Origin of the sequence: Shinella sp. NM-101 (genome assembly GCF_021401195.1) — a bacterium.
Classification (GTDB): Bacteria; Pseudomonadota; Alphaproteobacteria; order Rhizobiales; family Rhizobiaceae; genus Shinella.
In genome coordinates this window covers 1-17,565 of record NZ_JACBFT010000026.1, presented here as the reverse complement: position 1 = coordinate 17,565, position 17,565 = coordinate 1, and the positions used below count along the sequence as shown (strand labels likewise).

The window sequence follows — 17,565 nt, the reverse complement described above, 5'->3', positions numbered from 1 at the left end:
AACTGGAGTGACGCCGGATGCTCGCTGCACGACCGACCTACGATGCCCTGTACCGGGATTTCCGCTGGCAGATCCCCGAACGGTTCAACATCGGCGTTGCCGTCTCCAACGCCTGGGCGGCGCGCGAGCCGGGCCGCGTCTGTCTCCAGCATTTCCTGCCGGATGCGCCGCCGCTCTCCATGACCTATGGCGAGCTCGCCGCCCGCTCCGACGCCTTCGCCGCGGCGCTGGCGGCAGAGGGCGTGCGCGCGGGCGACCGCGTCGCGATCCTGCTGCCGCAGGGCTTCGAGACGGTCGTCACGCATGTCGCCATCTACAAGCTCGGCGCCATCGCCCTGCCGCTCGCCCTGCTCTTCGGCGCGGATGCCCTGCTCTACCGGCTGAGGAATGCCGGGGCGAGGGCGATCGTCACGAACCGCTTCGGCCGGGACCGCCTCGCCCCGATCCGCAGCGATCTTCCGACGCTGGAGCTGGTGGTGACGACCGAGCCCGGTGCGGACCCCGCCGCCCGATCGTTCCAGGACCTGGTTTCCCGCCACGCCGGTCCCTTCGCCCCCATGGACAGCGGGCCGGACGATCCGGCCATGATGATCTACACCTCGGGCACCACCGGTCCGCCGAAGGGCGCGCTGCATGGGCATCGCGTGCTGCTCGGCCATGTGCCCGGCTTCCAGATGCATCACGAGTTCCTGCCGCAGCCCGGCGACCGCATCTGGACCCCGTCCGACTGGGCCTGGGCGGGCGGGCTCCTCAACGTGCTGCTGCCGGCGCTGCTGCTCGGCGTGCCGGTCGTCTCCTCGCCCGGCCAGAAATTCGATCCCGACATGGCCTACCGCATCATGCAGGACATGGACGTGCGCAACGCCTTCATCCCGCCGACGGCGCTGCGGCTGATGAAGACGGTCGCCGATCCGCGCGGGACATACCGGCTCAACCTGCGCACCATCGGTTCGGCCGGCGAATCGCTCGGCCGCGAGACCTGGGAATGGGTGCGCGACACGCTCGGCATCACCATCAACGAGTTCTACGGCCAGACCGAGTGCAACATCGTGCTCGGCTCGATCGGCAAGATCGGCGTGTCGCGGCCGGGGCCGATCGGCAAGCCCGTGCCGGGCCATGTGGTCGCGATCGTCGATACGGATGGCCGGGAGGTGCCGCGCGGCACCGTCGGCCAGGTCGCCGTCAGGCGGCCCGACCCCGTGATGTTCCTCGGCTACTGGCAGGATGAGAAGGCGACGGCGGCGAAATTCGTCGGCGACTGGCTGATGACCGGCGATCTCGGCCGCATGGACGAGGAGGGCTACGTCACCTTCTTCGGCCGCGACGACGACGTCATCACCTCCTCCGGCTACCGCATCGGCCCGAGCGAGATCGAGGACTGCCTTGCCGGCCATCCCGCCGTGCAGCTCGCCGCCGCCGTCGGCAAGCCGGACCCGGTGCGCACGGAAATCGTCAAGGCCTATGTGGTGCTGCGCCCCGGCCAGGCGCCCTCGCCGGCGCTGGCGGCCGACATACGCGAATGGGTGAAGTCGCGGCTTTCCATGCACGAATATCCGCGGGAGGTCGATTTCGTGGATTCCCTGCCGCTGACCACGTCCGGCAAGGTCATCCGCCATCTCCTGCGCAAGCGCGCGGCCGAAGAGGCCGCACACGCGGCATAGGGCATTTCGCTCTTGCCGCATTGTCCGGCATAGAAGCGATTCCGCTTCGGCTGGAATGCTCTAGCGCCGCGCCAGCGACCTGATCTTCTCGCGCAGGAGCCGCGCCACGTTGCGGGTGTTGCGGTAAAGGTGGAGCTGCGTGGCGACCTGCCGCACGTCGCGGTCGCGGTTCTGCTGCAGGCCGATGACGAGCGTGCCCATGTCCTCGCGCTCCTCCCAGAACCGGCTCATGACCGGATGGTCGGGCACCGCGCAGGAATCCGAGCGCACGATATTGGCGTCGTCGAGGTGCCATTCGGTAAGCTCGGCCAGAAGCAGCTTGCCGGGCGAATAGCGCGCGTAATCCTCGTTATAGGCGGTCTTCCACGTATAGGCTTCGCCACCCGTCAGGAACACGACCATGGAGGCGATGGCGCGCCCGTCGAGGTCGAGCGTGTGGATGCGCACGCCGTCCGTTTCCGCAAGGTTGGTGATCGCCTCGCGGGCGAAGGCGGCGCGGTAGCGATCGTTGATCATCGCTGTGCGGCCGCGGCCCTTCCAGCCGGCGGCCTCCAGCAGTAGGAACTCCTCCATGCGAAGGCGGATTTCGGCCGGCTGGCGCGCGACGTTGTAGCTGAGCTCGCCAAGCCGGTCGAGCCTGCGCCATTGCCGGCGCAGCTCGCGGAAATGCTCCGGCGAGATGGCCTTCTGAAGATAGGTCTGGCCGTCGAGCAGGCTTTCCAGCATGGGCCGGCTATGGGTATCGGTCACCGTGAGCGGCAGGTTCCTGCCGATCGCGACGGCGCGCATCAATTGCGCGAAGGCGCCGTTGAGGCGAAGGTCGGGCAGGACCAGGATCGGCGGCAGGCCGATGCCGGGCGCGGCAAGCGCCTCCAGGAGGTTGTCGAGCGTCTCGGCCGCCCCCTCGGCATCGACGAGGGGCGTGCCGAGCGGGCCGAAGGGGTTCGACCAGACGCGCAGGATGCTGGCGCCGATGGAAAAACCCGGCTTCTCGATGGAGAAGGGCATCAGGAACCGCAGGCGGCTGCGACCTTCGCCCTCGTCGCGGATGACGGAGAGGCGCACGGTGCGATCCTCGAGCCGCGGCATGGCGGGGGCAAGGAAGCGGCCGGTGAAGAAGACGTTCGGCTCCATGACGCGGTTCGACAGGAAGTCCAGTTCCTGCTGGAGCTCGTAGCCCGCCGTTGCCGGATAGAGCGCCAGCGAGCGGCCCGGGCGGCCGACGGCAATGCACTGGTCGGCCGGCGGCTGCGCGAGCGGGGCGGCCGGCGGGATGGCGGCCTGGGCACGGCCGGCCGCAATCGCGTGGTCGAAGCCGTGGCTATCGGTCATGGCGGTCCATCCCGTTGACGAGGTTCGCCGGCACCGGATTGGCGAAGGCGAAGAGAATGATCGAGAGCTTTCCGCGCACCGCAAGGTGCAGCAGCAGCGCCTCGACGACCATGGCGCCGGCCGTGGCGACGGCCGCCCCGGTGACGCCGAAGAGCGGAATGAGGGTGACGTTGAAGGCGATATTGGCCGCAAAGGCCACGGCATAGACGATGGCGCACAGCCGCTGCTCGCCGGACATGGTGAGCAGCACTTCGCCGGGACCGACGAGCGCCTTGGCGAGAATGCCGGCAAGCAGGATCGCCATCAGCCCGTGGCCCGCCGTGAAGGCCGGGCCGAACAGCGACAGGAGGAAATGGCCGGACGCGACGACGCCGAGGCCGACGGCCAGCGACGGCCAGAAGCTCCAGCGCACCGTCTCGCCGGCAAAGCGCGCGAGCGCGAGGCGGTCGCCGGAGGAGAACAGGGCGGAAAAGCGCGGGGCCGCCGCGGCCTTCACGGAGAAGAACACGAAATGCACCAGCGCCATGGTCTTGGCCGCCGCGAAATAGATTGCCACGCTTTCGGGATCGAGAAAGAGGCCGACGACGATGACGTCGGAATTGGTCAGCAGGAAACCGAAGCCCTCGATGACGAAGATCGGCAGCGCGGCCCTGATCCAGAGCGAGGTCTCAACCTTGCGCGGCCCGGCGACATAGCGCTTGCGCAGCCGCCATACGATGTTGAAGAACTGCACGACCGTCGTGAGATAGGTGGCGGCAAGGGCGGCGACCATCGCCGTCAGCGCCGTATGCGGCGCGCCCATCCGCACGGCGATCACCATGAAGACGAGGATCAGCAGGGGCCGGACGATGTAGGTGGGACTGAGCGCCACCAGCGCCCAGCTATGCGCGCGCGCCGTCCCGTCGAGCACGTCGCCGAGCGCGATCATCGGCATGCAGAAGAGGCCGATGAAGAGGGGCACGACATAATAGCCGGCGAAGCTCTCGCGGAAGAGCCAGAGGACCAGGAAGCCCACCATCGCCAGCATCGTCGAGGACAGCATGGCGAAGGTGCGGGCCGTCGAGGTGAGGCCGCGGATTTCCGCATGCGCGTTGCGCCCGGCATAGTCCGGCAGGAAGCGCACGACGGTCGTATGGAGGCCGAGGCAGGACATGTCGCCGCAGATGACCACGAGCGCCCAGACGAAGACGAAGATACCGTATTCGAACTCGCCCATCACGCGCGCAAGGATGATCTGCGAGACGAAGGCGATGGCGGCGCTGACGACGCGGATGGCGAAGGTGATGAGCGCCATGCGCTGGGCGAGGTTGCGCGGATCTTCGCCGGCCAGCACGGAGGCAACGGCGCGCAGAAAGGGCTCCGCCTTGCCACGCAGGCCCGCAGGCAGCAACTTTTCCGCCGACTGGATGACAGCCATCAACACAGGAACCCGAACGCTACGCAGAACTGAACACGGCCAGTCTTGGCAGATCAGGGTTAACAAAGGGTTGGACGACCCGGTGCGAAAGGCCCGGCCGGCAAAGAAAATGCCGCCCGAAGGCGGCATCCCAATCGGCATGTGAGGCCATGCCGGAAGCGGCGTGGGGCCATCGGGCGTCTGCTAGACCTGCTCGAAGGCGCCGTGGCAATGCTTGTATTTCTTGCCCGAACCGCAGGGGCACGGCTCGTTGCGCGCAACGCGGCCCCAGGTCGCAGGATCGTTCGGGTCGCGGTCTTCCGGCTCGACGGCCGTGGCCGCGAAACCGTTGCCCTCGCCGAAATCGTCCTCGCCGGTGGTCCCGTCGATATGATGGCCTTCCATGGCCGGCGGCGCCGGCACCGGGGCATCGGCGGCCTGGCGCACCAGCTCGACGCGCATGAGCTGCGCGGTGACGGTCTGGCGCAGGTTCGCCAGCAGCGCCTGGAACAGCTCGAAGGCCTCGGCCTTGTATTCCTGCAGCGGATCGCGCTGGGCATAGCCGCGGAAGCCGATGACCGAGCGCAGGTGGTCGAGGTTGACGATGTGCTCGCGCCACAGATGGTCCAGCGTCTGGAGCAGGACCGAGCGCTCGACATAGGCCATGATCTCGGGGCCGAAGCGTTCCGCGCGATCGCGCGCGGCCTCGTCGGCGGCCGCCTTCAGCCGCTCCAGGATGTCCTTCTCGTCGATGCCTTCCTCGGCCGCCCAGGCCTCGATCGGCAGGTCGAGATTGAGCTGTTCGAGAACGCCCTGCTTGAGGCCCGCGACGTCCCACTGCTCCGCATAGGCATTTTCCGGGATGTGCAGGCGCACGAGGTTTTCGACCACCTCCTGACGCATGTCGCCGACGATCTCGGAGAGGTTGTCGCCGTCCATCAGCTCGATGCGCTGCTCGAAGATGACCTTGCGCTGGTCGTTGAGCACGTCGTCGTATTTCAGGAGGTTCTTGCGGATGTCGAAGTTGCGGGCTTCGACCTTCTTCTGCGCGCGCTCCAGCGCCTTGTTGATCCAGGGATGGACGATCGCCTCGCCCTCCTTGAGGCCGAGCTTCTGGAGCATCGAGTCCATGCGCTCGGAGCCGAAGATGCGCATCAGGTCGTCCTGCAGCGACAGGAAGAACTTCGAGCGGCCCGGGTCGCCCTGGCGGCCCGAACGGCCGCGAAGCTGGTTGTCGATGCGGCGGCTTTCATGGCGCTCGGTGGCAAGCACGTAGAGGCCGCCGGCGGCGAGCGCCTTCTCCTTGAGCTGCCTGACCTCGGCGACGATCGCTTCGCGCTTGGCATCGCGCTCGGGACCCGGTTCCATCTCGGCGAGCTCGCGCTCCAGCCGCATGTCGACATTGCCGCCGAGCTGGATGTCGGTGCCGCGGCCGGCCATGTTGGTGGCGATGGTGACCGCGCCCGGTACGCCTGCCTGCGAGACGATATAGGCTTCCTGCTCGTGGTAGCGGGCGTTGAGGACCTGGAAATCCTTGAAGCCGGACTTCTTGAGGAGTTCGGCCAGAAGCTCGGACTTCTCGATCGAGGTCGTGCCGACGAGGACAGGCTGGCCCTTCTCGCGGGACGCCTTGATCTCTTCGATGATCGCCTTGTACTTCTCTTCCGCCGTCCGGTAGACCTCGTCGTCCTCGTCGAGGCGCTGGATCGGCAGGTTGGTCGGCACTTCCACGACCTCGAGGCCGTAGATGTTGCCGAATTCCTCGGCTTCCGTCGAGGCCGTGCCCGTCATGCCGCCGAGCTTGGAATACATGCGGAAATAGTTCTGGAAGGTGATCGAGGCCAGCGTCTGGTTTTCCGGCTGGATCGTCACCTTTTCCTTGGCTTCGAGCGCCTGGTGCTGGCCTTCCGAATAGCGGCGGCCCGGCATCATGCGGCCGGTGAACTCGTCGATGATGACGATCTCGTCGTTGCGGACAATGTAGTCCTTGTCGCGGGCGAAGAGCTTGTGGGCCTTCAGCGCGTTGTTGATGTGGTGGACGATGGCGACGTTCTCGACGTCGTAGAGCGACTCGCCCTTGAGAAGGCCGGCCTGGCGCAGCAGGTTCTCCAGCTTCTCCGTGCCGACTTCGGAAAAATTGGCCGAGCGCTGCTTCTCGTCGATCTCGTAATCCGCCTCGTCCAGCATGGGGATGAAGGCGTCGATGGTCGTGTAGAGGTCGGAACGGTCGTCGAGCGGGCCGGAAATGATCAGCGGCGTGCGCGCCTCGTCGACGAGGATCGAGTCCACTTCGTCGACGATGGCGAAGAAGTGGCCGCGCTGGACCATCTGGCCGCGCTCGTACTTCATGTTGTCGCGCAGGTAGTCGAAGCCGAGCTCGTTGTTCGTCGCGTAGGTAATGTCCGAGGCATAGGCCGCGCGGCGCTGGTCGTCGTCGAGGCCGTGCACGATGACGCCGGTCGAAAGGCCGAGGAAGCCGTAGATCCGGCCCATCTGGGCGCTGTCGCGGGTGGCGAGGTAGTCGTTGACCGTCACGACATGCACGCCCTTTCCGGCGAGCGCGTTGAGATAGACGGGGAGCGTGGCGACCAGAGTCTTGCCTTCGCCGGTCTTCATCTCGGCGATCGACTTCTCGTGCAGGATCATGCCGCCGATGAGCTGGACGTCGAAGGGACGAAGGCCGAGGACGCGCAAGGCCGCCTCGCGGGCGACGGCGAAGGCCGGCACCAGGAGATCGTCCAGCGTCTTGCCGGCGGCGAGCTGCTCGCGGAATTCCACGGTCTTGGCGCGAAGCGCTTCGTCGGAGAGCGCCTTCATCTCGGGCTCTAGCGCGTTGATCGCGTCGACGCGGGTCTTGTAGGAACGAACGCGGCGATCGTTGGAAGAGCCGAACAACTTGCGGGCGATGCCGCCGAGGCTGACCATCAGGATGGTCCTTTCTTTGTGGGCGCCCGGCGCGTGACAGGTCGCACGATATTTGCGCGCAAAGCCGTGAAACGCCCGGAAACTGTTCTGGACGCGGGATTGCGTGACAGATAAGAGGGGGGTCGAATGATGTCAACGGCTCAGACGGTTGCACAACTGCCACATTCTGGTGGTGTTGAGCAGTCTGGCACCGGATATCGGCCCGATTCCGGCGAGGATGTGAAAGGTCTTTTCGAAATGTTCAAGTACAGCAAGCTCGCAACGGTCGCGCTCATCGCGATTGTCGCTGCCGGCGGCAGCGTCCGTGCGCAGGATGCGGCAGCCGATCCGGTCGTCGCCAAGGTCGGCGCCGTCGAGATCCACGAATCGGAACTCAAGCTCGGCATGGCCGGCCTCGACCCGCAGCTCGCCAACCTGCCGGAGGACCAGAAGCGCGTCGCCGCCCTCTCCTCGATCATCGACGTCAAGCTGCTCGCCGCCGACGCGGACAAGGAAGGCCTGCAGGACACCGACGATTTCAAGCAGCGCCTCGCCTTCCTCACCGATCGCGAACTGCACAACGCCTATTTCAAGAAGCACGTCGTCGATGCCGTCACGCCGGAAGAGGTGAAGGCGCGCTACGACAAGGAAGTCGCCGCCATCGAGCCGCAGGACGAGATCCGCGCGCGCCACATCCTCGTCAAGACCGAGGAAGAGGCCAAGGCCGTCATCAAGGACCTCGACGCCGGCAAGGACTTCGTCGAGATCGCCAAGGAAAAGTCGACCGACCCGAACAAGTCGGAAGGCGGCGACCTCGGCTATTTCGCCAAGGGCCGCATGGTCCCGGAATTCGAAGCGGCCGCCTTCGCGCTGGAAAAGGGCGCCTATTCCAAGGAGCCGGTGAAGACGCAGTTCGGCTACCACGTCATCAAGGTCGAGGACAAGCGAAAGCAGCAGCCCCCGGCGCTGGACCAGGTTGAGCCGCAGGTTCGCCAGCTCGTCATGCGCGACAAGTATCTGGAGCTTCTCGAAAAGGCCAAGGCCGCAGCGCCCGTCGACATCCAGGACGCCGCGCTGAAGACCGCCTATGACGCGGTCAACAAGCCGGCGGCGGAAGGCGAGGGCGAGGAAGCAGCCCCCGCGACCGAAGGCCAGCAGTAAGACCATGGCCCGGCGAAAGCCGGGCCTCTACCATTCCAGGAAAGCGCCATGTCCGGTTCCATCTCCCCGCTCGCTCCGAAAACCTATGCCGAAATGCCGCCGCTGCGCGGCGTGCGCATGGCCACCGCCGCCGCCGGGATCAAGTACAGGAACCGGACCGACGTGCTGATGATGGTCTTCGACCGTCCCGCCGCCGTCGCCGGTGTCTTCACCCGCTCCAAGTGCCCCTCGGCCCCGGTCGACTTCTGCCGCGCCAACCTTCCGGGCGGAGTCGCCCGCGCGGTTGTGGTCAATTCCGGCAATGCGAATGCCTTCACCGGCCGCAAGGGCCGCGAATCGACGAAGCTCACCGCGGAGGCTGCCGCCAAAGCCGTCGGCTGTAGCGAGGGCGAGGTCTTCCTTGCGTCCACGGGCGTGATCGGCGAACCGCTCGACGCCACAAAATTCTCCGGCGTGCTCGACGGCCTTGCCGCCTCCGGCACGGAGGATTTCTGGTTCGAGGCCGCCAAGGCGATCATGACCACCGACACCTATCCGAAGGTGGCGACGCGCACTGCCGAGCTCGGCGGCGTCACCGTCCGCATCAACGGCATCGCCAAGGGCGCCGGCATGATCGCGCCCGACATGGCGACGATGCTCTCCTTCGTCGTCACCGATGCCGACATTCCCGCGAACGTGCTGCAATCGCTGCTGTCCGCCGGCGTCGGCCCGACCTTCAATTCCGTCACCGTCGACAGCGACACCTCCACCTCCGACACGCTGATGCTGTTCGCCACCGGCGCTGCCGCCGCCGACGGCCAGAAGGCCGTCACAGCCGACGACGCCGCGCTCGACGGCTTCCGCGCGGCGCTGGGCGACCTCCTGCGCGACCTCGCGCTCCAGGTCGTCCGTGACGGCGAAGGCGCGCGCAAGATGGTGGAGATCACCGTGGAAGGCGCCGAGAGCGACGAGGCGGCCAAGCGCATCGCCCTTTCCATCGCCAATTCCCCGCTGGTCAAGACCGCCGTCGCCGGCGAGGACGCCAACTGGGGCCGCATCGTCATGGCCGTCGGCAAGTCCGGCGAGATGGCCGACCGCGACCGCCTCGCCATCTGGTTCGGCGATGTCCGCGTCGCCGTCGACGGCGAGCGCGACCCGTCCTATTCCGAAGCGGCCGCCACCGCCGTCATGAAGCGCGAGGACATTCCGGTGCGCGTCGAGATCGGCCTCGGCCAAGGCCGGGCGAGGGTCTGGACCTGCGACCTCACCAAGGAATATGTCGAGATCAACGGCGACTACCGCAGCTGAGGCCCGGAACGTGACCCCTTCCGGACAGAAGACGACGATGAGCGATCTCCCGAAGGTCCGGCGGCTGGAAGCCGTCGGTTTTCGCGCGTGGCCGGCGGCCAGCGTGCAGTATGACGGAAGCTGGCTCTGCCGGCTGACGGCGGGCCATCCCTCGCGCCGGCTGAACTCGGTCAATCCGCTCGATCCCTCCGACACCCGCGACATCGAGATCCGCCTGGAAAAGGCGGCCAAGCGCTTTGCCGATTACGGCCGCCCCCTGCTGGTGCGCCAGACGCCCCTCACGCCGAAAAAGCTCGTCGCCTTCATGGACGAGGCCGGCTGGGCGAATGTCGGCCGCACCGTGGTCATGACGGTCGACCTTGCGGACCTGCCGCGGGACGAAGGCCTCGACCACCTGCCGAGCCGCGACGTCGGCCGCTTCGTCGACGCGCGCATCCGCGTCGCCGGCGACGATCCGTCGCTGAAGCCGGGCCTCACCGAGATCATCAACGCCATCAAGCCGGAAGCCGGCCTCTTCATCTTCGAGGAGCCCGGTTTCGGCCCGACCGCCGTGACCATCGCCGTACAGGACAACGACCTCGCCGGCATCCTCCAGCTCGGCGTCGCGAGCGAACGGCGCGGCCGGGGTCTCGGCACCGCCATCCTTCATGCCAGCCTGCGCTGGGCCAAGCTCAAGGGCGCCCGCCATGCCTGGGTGCAGGTCGAGGCGGACAATGCCGCCGCGCTTGCGCTCTACCGCCGCGCCGGCTTTCGCGGCGTCTACGAATACAGCTATCGGGGACCGCACGCGGCATGACCGAAACCATCGCCAAACAGCGCCGCATCCTCCTCGTCGCCGCCTGCGCGCTCGTCGATGCGGATGGCCGCATCCTTCTGGCCCAGCGCCCCGAGGGCAAGCAGCTCGCCGGCCTGTGGGAATTCCCCGGCGGCAAGGTGGAGCCCGGCGAGACGCCCGAGGAGACGCTGATCCGCGAACTGGACGAGGAACTCGGCATCACGACGAAGATCCCGTGCCTTGCCCCCCTGACCTTCGCCAGCCACACCTATGACGACTTCCACCTGCTGATGCCGCTCTATGTCTGCCGGCGCTTCGAAGGCACCGCGCGGGGCCGCGAGGGGCAGGCGATCAAGTGGGTGCGCCCCAAGGCGCTGCGCGATTATCCCATGCCTCCGGCCGACGAACCGCTCATTCCGTTCCTGATGGACCTTCTTTGAGCGTGACGGCAGGGGCTTCCCCCGATTTCTCCGTCTCCGTTAAGCAATCATTTAGCACCCTCGTTCAAAGATCGTGCCTAACGTTGCAATGAATGCTTACGAGATCTGAGATGCGTGACGAAGACTTCTGGAAAGCCGTTCAGGAGAAGGATTTCACGCCGGCCGGCGATACCCGGACCGGTGCGCTCAACCTTGCCCTGCTTTTCGGTACGGCGGTGATCGCCCTTGCGCTTGTCCTGACCCCGGTTCTTTCCGCCAAGACCGACAAGCGGATGATGGCGAACGTGCCGGACGAACTGGACATGATCTCGACGGGCTCGGTCCCCCCGGCGGAAGGCGGCAAGCGCTATACGGTCCGCCGCAGCGTGCTCCAGGAGATGCCGGGCGCCGTCTGCATCGTCGATGGCTCGGGGGCCGGCAGCGGCTGCTGAGCCGGGACGAGCATTCAAATCGTGCCGAAGGCACACGGGAGAGTGGAATGATTGCAAGATTGACGAAATCGTTCCTCTCCGACGAGAAGGGCGCCACCGCCATAGAATACAGCCTTCTGGCCGCACTCATTTCCGTCGGGCTGATCGCCGCGCTGACGGCGCTTGGCGGCAATCTCGAAAACGTCCTCGTGACGGTGAGCGACAACATCAAGCCGAAGTGACGCTCACCCGCCTCCACCCGGCTTGAGCGCATCGGCGAGGCGCATCTTCGCCGAACCTGGCTTCAGCGGCTTCTGCTGGCTTTCGTGCGGCGCCCAGCCGGACACGTAGATGATCGAGAACGTCGCCCGGATGCGCCCGTCCGGATCGGAAAAGCGTTCCGCATAGAGCTCCGCCGCCCGAAGCAGGATGCCGCGCGTCAGCGGCCGCCGGCTGCGGCCCGTGAGCGGGTTGGCCATGCCCATGGCCCTCAGGTCCTTCATCAGCGCGAAGATCGAATCGTAGCGGACCGTGTAGGTCTCCCTGTCCGTCACCGGCAGGGCGAAGCCGCCGCGCTGGAGGAGCGCGCCGACGTCCCGCACATCCGGGAAGGGAATGACCCGCGGGCTCGCCCCGCCCGTCATCTCGCTCTCGGCCGCCAGCAGAACCTCGCGCAGTTCCTGCAGCGTCCCGCTTCCCGGAATCGCAGCGATGAAAAGCCCGTCCGGCTGGAGCGCGCGGCGGATCTGCACGAAGACGCCGGGCGTGTCGTTGGTCAGGTGCAGCGCCAGCGGCGAGACGATGAGATTGGCCGATTGCGGCTCCAGCGGCACCGTTTCGAGCGGCGAGACGGTCAGGGCCTCGTCCGGGGCGGCAAAGCGCGGGTCCGTCTCAACGCGCTCGATCGCGTCCACCTTGCCCGTCGCCGCGATGGCCCGTGCCGCCGCGCCGGTATGCCCGTGCAGCTCGACCGCCCGTGCGAAGCGCCGCTCGATGACGCCGAGCCGTTCTGCAAGCTCCCGCGCCACCACGTCGAGCAGGAAATCCGCCGGCTCGCCGCGCAGCGCCCGCAAGCGGTTCGTATCGATCAGGGCGTGGTCGAAGAGCGTTTCCATGGGACAGGTCCAGTTCGGATTTCCTTCGCATTGGCCGCTAACTGCGGCTATTGTCAACCGCATGGGCGAAATCGACGCAGATCCGTTGCCGGCCGTCCCGTTCCGGCTGGCGGCCGTCCGCCGGTTGCGCGCGCTCGCCGGCGCTGCCCTCGATACCGTCTACCCGCCGGCCTGTGTCGGCTGCGGCGTGCTTCTCGGCAGCAAGGCGAGCCTTTGCCCGCATTGCTGGTCGAAGCTCGCGCTGATCGAGCGCCCCTATTGCGAAGTGCTCGGCACGCCCTTCTCGCACGATCTCGGGCCCGGCATCCTCAGCGCCGACGCCATCGCCAATCCGCCGCCCTTCGACCGCCTGCGTTCCGCCGCGCTCTATGACGATCTCGCGCGCATCCTCGTGCAATCGCTGAAATACCGCGACCGCACCGACCTTGCGCCGATGATGGGGGGCTGGATGCTGCGCGCGGGCGACGGCAGCGTTCAGGCGGCGGATGTCATCCTGCCCGTGCCGCTGCACCGCTTCCGCCTCATCTGGCGCAAGTTCAACCAGGCGTCCGAGCTCGCCCGCGCCATCGGAAGGCTTTCCGGCAAGCCCGTGCTGGTCGAGGCGCTGCGCCGAACGAAGCGCACCCGCCGGCAGGTCGGCCTCGGCCAGCGCGCCCGCGAGGAGAACGTGCGCGGCGCCTTCACCGTCACGCCCGCAGGCCGCGAGGCGCTGTTCGGCCGCCGCGTCGTTCTCGTCGACGACGTCTACACGACCGGCGCCACGGTTGCCGCCGCCACGCGTGCGCTCAAGCGGGCCGGCGTCAGCGACGTGACCGTTTTGACCTTTGCAAGGGCGCTTGCCGGACCTATATGAAAGGCTGGATTTTTCAAGCATTGGAGCAGGAACGCATGGCTTCGGTCGTCATCTATACGCGTCAGTTCTGCGGCTATTGCAGCGCCGCCAAGAAACTCCTGGAAACGAAGGGCGTGGCCTACGAGGAGCACGATGCGACCTATGCGCCCGAACTGCGCCAGGAAATGATCGAGCGCGCCGGCCGCAACACATTCCCGCAGATCTTCATCGGCGGGCGCCATGTCGGCGGCTGCGACGACCTGCACGCGCTGGAGCGCACGGGCGAGCTCGACACCCTGCTGGCGGCCTGAGGAGACCTGCAATGACCGTCACGATCGCCGCCCTCCAGATGTGCTCCGGGACCGACCCCGTCCGCAACGTGGAGACGATGCGGCGCCTCGTGCGGGAAGCGGCGGGGAAGGGTGCCGTCTATGTCCAGACGCCGGAAATGACCGGCGCCCTGCAGAGGGACCGCGCGGGGCTCGCCGCCATCCTGCGGCAGGAGGAGGACGACCTCGTGGTCGCCGCCGCGGCAGGGCTTGCGGCCGAACTCGGCATATGCGTCCATGTCGGCTCGACCGCCATCGCGCTTGCCGACGGCAAGGTCGCCAACCGCGGCTTCCTCTTCGGCCCCGATGGCGCGCGCATCTGCATCTACGACAAGATCCACATGTTCGACGTCGACCTCGACAACGGCGAGAGCTGGCGCGAGAGCGCGGTCTATACGCCGGGCGCCGTCGCCCGCGTGGCGGACCTTCCTTTCGCCCGGCTCGGCTTCGCCATCTGCTACGACGTGCGCTTCCCCGAGCTCTTCAAGGCCGAGGCCCAGGCCGGCGCGCAGATCATCTCCGTTCCCGCCGCCTTCACGCGCCAGACGGGCGAAGCGCACTGGGAAACGCTGCTGCGCGCCCGCGCAATCGAGAACGGCGTCTATATCGTCGCCGCCGCGCAGGCAGGCGTGCATGAGGACGGCCGCGAGACCTTCGGCCACTCCATGATCGTCGATCCCTGGGGCCGCGTGCTCGCCTCTGCCGGCGGCACGGGCGAGGCCGTGGTCCTCGCCGAAATCGACACCGCCGCCGTGAAGGCCGCGCAAGACAAGATCCCCAACCTGCGCAACGGGCGCGCCTTCACTCTGGAAGTGTCCGGCGTGCCTGCGAAGGGAGGCGTTGCCGCTTGATCCGCTACGAACTCTCCTGCGACAACGGGCACGCCTTCGAGGGGTGGTTCGGCTCGGCGGACGATTTCGACCGCCAGCAGACTATGTCCCTCGTCTCCTGTCCCACCTGCGGTTCGCCCCATGTCGCCAAGCGCCTGATGGCGCCCTCCGTCTCGACCGCCCGCAGCAAGCAGCAGCGCCAGGACCTGGCCGTGCAGACCGGCCAGCGCGAGATGATGGCGAAGCTTCGCGAGATCGTCTCGACCATCCGCGCGAATTCGGAGGATGTCGGCGAGCGCTTTCCCGAGGAAGCCCGCAAGATCCATTACGGCGAGGCCGAGCAACGCGGCCTGATCGGCCGGGCGACGGCGCAAGAGGTGCGCGATCTTCTCGAGGAAGGCGTCGAGGTCGCGCCGCTTCCCGTGCTGCCCGACGATACCAACTGATGCGCGGCCATCATCTCGCGGTCTATAATTTCGGCCTTCATCTCGACGACTACGAAAGCCCGCGCGTCGAAGGGTTCCGCCTGCGCGAACCGCTGAACTTCGAGGCGGCGAGCCGCGCCGAAGGCTATGTCGGCCGTTCGGGCTATGCGGGCGAGCCGGGGCCGGAAAGCTGGGGCGAAAAGGTCTATCCCCGCTTCATCGACGGCAGCGGCTTCGAAGACGCGCCCTCCTCGCTCTCGCTCTGGACGGGACTGGAGGCCCTGATGGCCTTCACCTATAGCGGCGTGCACGCCGACGCCCTGAAAAACGCCCGCAACTGGAACCGGCGCCAGGCCTGGCCCGCGCTGGCGCTCTGGTGGGTGAAGGAAGGCGCGCGGCCCGTCTGGGCCGACGGCGCCGAACGGCTGGAATATCTCGCCGACAACGGTCCGACGCCTCGGGCTTTCACCTTCAAGGCGCCGTATTGCCCGGACGGCAATCCTATCACCGTCGACCGCGACCGCGTGAAGGCGCTGGCGGGACGCAATGCCGGAGGACAGGAAGACCTGCTCGCTGTCGTGAAGGCGCTGAAAGCCTGATCAGGCGGACGCGCGGCGCGCGACCAGCATGTAGTTCACGTCCATGTCCTTGGAAAGGTTCCACTGGTCGAGGAGCGGATTGAAGAACACGCCCGTGCGGTCGGTCACCGTCAGGCCCGACGCCGCGAGCGGCTTCTCGATCTCCTCGGGCCGCACCAGCTTCTCGTACTGGTGGGTGCCGCGCGGCAGCCAGCGCAGCACGTTCTCCGCCGCGAAGATCGCCAGCGCCGCCGCCTTCAGCGTGCGGTTGATGGTGGCGACGAACATCATGCCGCCGGGCCGCACCATGGAGGCGCAGGTGGTCAGGAAGAAATCGACGTCCGAGACATGCTCGACCACTTCCATGTTGAGCACGACGTCGAAGGTCTCGCCGGCCCCCGCCAGCGCCTCGGCCGTCACCGCGCGGTAGTCGACCGGAACGCCGCTGCCGGCCGCATGGGCCCTGGCGATGCCGATGTTCTTTTCCGACGCGTCCGCGCCGAGCACGTCCGCACCCATGCGCGCCATCGGCTCGGAGAGCAGGCCGCCGCCGCAGCCGATGTCGAGGATGCGCAGCCCTTCGAGCGGACGGTGCGCCCGCGGATCGCGGCCGAACTGGGCGGACACGAGGTCGCGGACATAGGTGAGGCGAACCGGGTTGAACTTGTGCAGCGGACGGAACTTTCCGGTCGGGTCCCACCACTCGGCGGCCATCGCCGAAAAGCGGTCGACTTCCGCCTGGTCGATCGTCGTGCGGGCTGCCTCGCTCATGGCTCGTCTCCTTCGCGTCCGTATCCCCGTGAAGTCGGCCTCCCGGGGGCGGATGTCAAGAGGGTGAAGTGAAGCGGCCCAGCCGACCCGCTTCGCCTCCAGCCTCTGCTCAAAGTGCATGAGGCCCACCCCCGGCTCCTTCTCCATCAGCGATTCGACAGCGGATGATCACCACGGTCAGGTGCATGGCAAGGAGATTCGAGGAGGGACGCTTCGTCCGCCCGTGCCGCCAGATGCGCATTGGCGAGCACGCCGCAGTCGTTGGCCCCGCTGATCGGCACCACGTCCGGCCGGGCGACATCGAAGGCGGGGTTATGGATACCGGCCGTGCCGGGGGCCAAAACCGATCCCTATTCCAAAAATTCATTGACGGAGGCGGGGTGGCCGATCCCGAATCCGCGTGTCCTGCTGGACCGCCACCCGCCTTTCCCGTTATGACAACGCCATGATCCTGCCCTCGCCTCCCCTCCGCCGCCAGCGCCTCACCCTTCCCGCCGACCTTCCGCTCGTCTACGCCATCGGCGACGTGCATGGATGTCATGATGCACTGATTGCGCTGGAGGCGCGCATCCGCATGGACGCGGCGAACCATCGGGACGCGCGGCCTCTCATCATCTACCTCGGCGACTATGTGGATCGCGGGCCTGCATCCAGCGCGGTCCTGGAGCATCTGGCGACGGAACGTCATGGCGACGGCATCGAGCGCATCGCGCTCTGCGGCAACCACGACGACACGTTCCTGAAGTTCACGGAAGATCCCGAAGGAAACCGGCGCTGGCTGGATTTCGGCGGCGATGCGACGCTCCGCTCCTACGGGCTGGAGCCCTCTCGTTATCTCGACGGTGCGGGCGGCCTGCAGGCACTCGGGGAGGACCTGCGCGCACGGATGCCCGCCCGTCACATCGCCTTCCTGCGGAGCCTGCCGGTCGCGGCCCGCGGCGGCGACCGGCTCTTCGTGCATGCCGGCATCGCGCCCGGCGTGCCGCTCCGCCAGCAGGAGGATTACGACATGATGTGGATCCGCGAACCCTTCCTGACCGAAGGCCCCCGCCTGCCCGTCACGGTCATCCATGGCCATACGGCCGGCCGCGAACCGGTCTTCGGCACGGGTCGCATCTGCATCGACACGACCTGCTATGCCACCGGCCGCCTGACGGCCCTCAAGCTCACGCCCGGCGACACGGCCCTGTTGTAGGGATCACCCCCGTCCGAACTCGTCCTCGATGCGGATGATGTCGTCCTCACCGAGATAGGACCCGGTCTGGACCTCGATGAGTTCGAGCAGGATCTTGCCGGGATTGGCAAGGCGGTGCAGCTCG

20 protein-coding genes are annotated in these 17,565 nt (G+C 67.2%); 13 read left to right on the top strand and 7 right to left on the bottom strand.

Translation table 11 applies throughout. From position 1 onward, the window contains the following. The first annotated feature begins 17 nt into the window (after positions 1–17). The gene (locus tag L0976_RS26865; protein WP_234190021.1) at positions 18–1,661 is read left to right on the top strand and encodes an AMP-binding protein; all 1,644 of its coding nucleotides are present in this window, start codon (positions 18–20) and stop codon (positions 1,659–1,661) included. A 60-nt stretch (positions 1,662–1,721) separates the two neighbouring features. Here L0976_RS26865 and L0976_RS26860 read toward each other — a convergent pair whose 3' ends face one another. The 3 genes from L0976_RS26860 to secA all read right to left on the bottom strand — a co-directional run bounded on the left by L0976_RS26860 (position 1,722) and on the right by secA (position 7,314). Further along, positions 1,722–2,993 (bottom strand): GNAT family N-acetyltransferase, encoded by a 1,272-nt coding sequence (locus tag L0976_RS26860; protein ID WP_203316680.1) that lies wholly within the window; start codon positions 2,991–2,993, stop codon positions 1,722–1,724. Further along, complete coding sequence (locus tag L0976_RS26855) at positions 2,983–4,410, bottom strand: lipopolysaccharide biosynthesis protein (protein WP_234190019.1); 1,428 nt, start codon at positions 4,408–4,410, stop codon at positions 2,983–2,985. Before L0976_RS26855 ends, L0976_RS26860 begins: the two co-directional genes overlap by 11 nt. Before the next feature lie 183 nt (positions 4,411–4,593). Then, entirely contained in the window at positions 4,594–7,314 is a 2,721-nt protein-coding gene (secA, locus tag L0976_RS26850) for a preprotein translocase subunit SecA (protein WP_234190011.1), read from the bottom strand. 237 nt (positions 7,315–7,551) lie between these two features. On the opposite strand from secA, the gene L0976_RS26845 reads away from it, so the two are divergent. The 6 genes from L0976_RS26845 to L0976_RS26820 all read left to right on the top strand — a co-directional run bounded on the left by L0976_RS26845 (position 7,552) and on the right by L0976_RS26820 (position 11,608). After that, a complete protein-coding gene (locus tag L0976_RS26845; RefSeq protein WP_203316683.1) occupies positions 7,552–8,454 on the top strand; it encodes a peptidylprolyl isomerase in 903 nt (300 codons plus the stop codon). Between the two features lie 48 nt (positions 8,455–8,502). Continuing rightward, positions 8,503–9,741: a bifunctional glutamate N-acetyltransferase/amino-acid acetyltransferase ArgJ gene (argJ, locus tag L0976_RS26840; protein ID WP_234190009.1), complete on the top strand. Its 1,239-nt coding sequence runs from the start codon at positions 8,503–8,505 to the stop codon at positions 9,739–9,741. Between the two features lie 37 nt (positions 9,742–9,778). Continuing rightward, positions 9,779–10,537, top strand: coding sequence for an N-acetyltransferase (locus L0976_RS26835; protein ID WP_203316685.1), 759 nt, complete (start codon positions 9,779–9,781; stop codon positions 10,535–10,537). Continuing rightward, positions 10,534–10,956 (top strand): (deoxy)nucleoside triphosphate pyrophosphohydrolase, encoded by a 423-nt coding sequence (locus tag L0976_RS26830; RefSeq protein WP_234190007.1) that lies wholly within the window; start codon positions 10,534–10,536, stop codon positions 10,954–10,956. Before L0976_RS26835 ends, L0976_RS26830 begins: the two co-directional genes overlap by 4 nt. A 110-nt stretch (positions 10,957–11,066) precedes the next feature. Next, positions 11,067–11,387 (top strand): hypothetical protein, encoded by a 321-nt coding sequence (locus tag L0976_RS26825; RefSeq protein WP_234190005.1) that lies wholly within the window; start codon positions 11,067–11,069, stop codon positions 11,385–11,387. 47 nt (positions 11,388–11,434) lie between these two features. Beyond that, entirely contained in the window at positions 11,435–11,608 is a 174-nt protein-coding gene (locus L0976_RS26820; RefSeq protein ID WP_203316688.1) for a Flp family type IVb pilin, read from the top strand. Positions 11,609–11,611: 3 nt separating this feature from the next. On the opposite strand, the gene L0976_RS26815 is transcribed toward L0976_RS26820, so the two are convergent. Next, positions 11,612–12,481, bottom strand: a complete 870-nt coding sequence (locus tag L0976_RS26815) for a class I SAM-dependent methyltransferase (RefSeq protein ID WP_234190003.1) — start codon at positions 12,479–12,481, stop codon at positions 11,612–11,614. A gap of 61 nt (positions 12,482–12,542) precedes the next feature. On the opposite strand from L0976_RS26815, the gene L0976_RS26810 reads away from it, so the two are divergent. From L0976_RS26810 to L0976_RS26790, 5 genes are read left to right on the top strand one after another with little or no spacing between them, the layout of a single operon-like run. Further along, a complete protein-coding gene (locus L0976_RS26810; RefSeq protein ID WP_234190001.1) occupies positions 12,543–13,334 on the top strand; it encodes a ComF family protein in 792 nt (263 codons plus the stop codon). Positions 13,335–13,369: 35 nt separating this feature from the next. Then, positions 13,370–13,624, top strand: coding sequence for a glutaredoxin 3 (gene grxC / locus L0976_RS26805; protein ID WP_203316691.1), 255 nt, complete (start codon positions 13,370–13,372; stop codon positions 13,622–13,624). Positions 13,625–13,635: 11 nt separating this feature from the next. Next, positions 13,636–14,493, top strand: coding sequence for a carbon-nitrogen hydrolase family protein (locus tag L0976_RS26800; RefSeq protein ID WP_234189993.1), 858 nt, complete (start codon positions 13,636–13,638; stop codon positions 14,491–14,493). Continuing rightward, positions 14,490–14,918, top strand: a complete 429-nt coding sequence (locus L0976_RS26795) for a DUF1178 family protein (RefSeq protein ID WP_234189985.1) — start codon at positions 14,490–14,492, stop codon at positions 14,916–14,918. Before L0976_RS26800 ends, L0976_RS26795 begins: the two co-directional genes overlap by 4 nt. Then, the gene (locus L0976_RS26790; protein ID WP_234189984.1) at positions 14,918–15,496 is read left to right on the top strand and encodes a DUF3291 domain-containing protein; all 579 of its coding nucleotides are present in this window, start codon (positions 14,918–14,920) and stop codon (positions 15,494–15,496) included. The genes L0976_RS26795 and L0976_RS26790 overlap by 1 nt, the downstream gene beginning before the upstream one ends. On the opposite strand, the gene ubiG is transcribed toward L0976_RS26790, so the two are convergent. Next, positions 15,497–16,246, bottom strand: coding sequence for a bifunctional 2-polyprenyl-6-hydroxyphenol methylase/3-demethylubiquinol 3-O-methyltransferase UbiG (gene ubiG, locus L0976_RS26785; protein ID WP_234189976.1), 750 nt, complete (start codon positions 16,244–16,246; stop codon positions 15,497–15,499). Positions 16,247–16,392: 146 nt separating this feature from the next. After that, the gene (locus tag L0976_RS26780; protein ID WP_234189947.1) at positions 16,393–16,587 is read right to left on the bottom strand and encodes a hypothetical protein; all 195 of its coding nucleotides are present in this window, start codon (positions 16,585–16,587) and stop codon (positions 16,393–16,395) included. 59 nt (positions 16,588–16,646) lie between these two features. On the opposite strand from L0976_RS26780, the gene L0976_RS26775 reads away from it, so the two are divergent. Then, positions 16,647–17,441: a metallophosphoesterase family protein gene (locus L0976_RS26775; protein WP_234189946.1), complete on the top strand. Its 795-nt coding sequence runs from the start codon at positions 16,647–16,649 to the stop codon at positions 17,439–17,441. Positions 17,442–17,444: 3 nt separating this feature from the next. Here L0976_RS26775 and L0976_RS26770 read toward each other — a convergent pair. Further along, positions 17,445–17,565: hypothetical protein (locus tag L0976_RS26770; protein WP_234190120.1), on the bottom strand; the 121-nt coding region annotated here is incomplete at its 5' end.

Bases quoted from the DNA above. Each gene is read 5' to 3' on its own strand.
- L0976_RS26835 (WP_203316685.1), top strand. From the start codon at position 9,779: ATGAGCGATCTCCCGAAGGTCCGGCGGCTGGAAGCCGTCGGTTTTCGC.
- L0976_RS26825 (WP_234190005.1), top strand. From the start codon at position 11,067: ATGCGTGACGAAGACTTCTGGAAAGCCGTTCAGGAGAAGGATTTCACG.
- L0976_RS26810 (WP_234190001.1), top strand. From the start codon at position 12,543: ATGGGCGAAATCGACGCAGATCCGTTGCCGGCCGTCCCGTTCCGGCTG.
- L0976_RS26815 (WP_234190003.1), bottom strand. From the start codon at position 12,481: ATGGAAACGCTCTTCGACCACGCCCTGATCGATACGAACCGCTTGCGG.
- L0976_RS26865 (WP_234190021.1), top strand. From the start codon at position 18: ATGCTCGCTGCACGACCGACCTACGATGCCCTGTACCGGGATTTCCGC.
- secA (WP_234190011.1), bottom strand. From the start codon at position 7,314: ATGGTCAGCCTCGGCGGCATCGCCCGCAAGTTGTTCGGCTCTTCCAAC.
- L0976_RS26800 (WP_234189993.1), top strand. From the start codon at position 13,636: ATGACCGTCACGATCGCCGCCCTCCAGATGTGCTCCGGGACCGACCCC.
- argJ (WP_234190009.1), top strand. From the start codon at position 8,503: ATGTCCGGTTCCATCTCCCCGCTCGCTCCGAAAACCTATGCCGAAATG.
- L0976_RS26855 (WP_234190019.1), bottom strand. From the start codon at position 4,410: ATGGCTGTCATCCAGTCGGCGGAAAAGTTGCTGCCTGCGGGCCTGCGT.
- L0976_RS26790 (WP_234189984.1), top strand. From the start codon at position 14,918: ATGCGCGGCCATCATCTCGCGGTCTATAATTTCGGCCTTCATCTCGAC.
- L0976_RS26845 (WP_203316683.1), top strand. From the start codon at position 7,552: ATGTTCAAGTACAGCAAGCTCGCAACGGTCGCGCTCATCGCGATTGTC.
- L0976_RS26830 (WP_234190007.1), top strand. From the start codon at position 10,534: ATGACCGAAACCATCGCCAAACAGCGCCGCATCCTCCTCGTCGCCGCC.
- ubiG (WP_234189976.1), bottom strand. From the start codon at position 16,246: ATGAGCGAGGCAGCCCGCACGACGATCGACCAGGCGGAAGTCGACCGC.
- L0976_RS26860 (WP_203316680.1), bottom strand. From the start codon at position 2,993: ATGACCGATAGCCACGGCTTCGACCACGCGATTGCGGCCGGCCGTGCC.
- L0976_RS26820 (WP_203316688.1), top strand. From the start codon at position 11,435: ATGATTGCAAGATTGACGAAATCGTTCCTCTCCGACGAGAAGGGCGCC.
- grxC (WP_203316691.1), top strand. From the start codon at position 13,370: ATGGCTTCGGTCGTCATCTATACGCGTCAGTTCTGCGGCTATTGCAGC.